This is a genomic window from Psychrobacter sp. TB55-MNA-CIBAN-0194, from assembly GCF_040309505.1.
Classification (GTDB): Bacteria; Pseudomonadota; Gammaproteobacteria; order Pseudomonadales; family Moraxellaceae; genus Psychrobacter; species Psychrobacter fozii.
In genome coordinates, this window is sequence record NZ_JBEOOW010000431.1 from 1 (window position 1) to 262 (window position 262).

The 262-nt window shown below is 40.5% G+C and carries 1 protein-coding gene; it reads right to left on the reverse strand.

Translation table 11 applies throughout. The features are described 5' to 3' along the window. A partial coding sequence (locus tag AAEY75_RS15760; RefSeq protein WP_502944442.1) for a class I SAM-dependent methyltransferase occupies positions 1–262 on the reverse strand: 262 nt, incomplete at both ends.

Here is a 262-nt window from a genome sequence, read left to right on the forward strand (position 1 = left end):
GAATGATACATTATGTAGGTCTAGGCGCTTTAGTCTTTGACGAGCTTGTATTTGTAATGCTTTGATACGTTCAATAGTGCATAACTCTGGAATTAACGATGCTAAAATAGCAGCCTGATAGCCTGAACCGGTTCCAATCTCTAATACTTTTTGAGGGTTATGCTGTAACAGAAGCTCAGTCATTCGAGCCACAATGTAAGGTTGTGAAATTGTCTGTCCCTGCCCGATTGGTAATGCAGTATTTTCATACGCCTTATGAGCT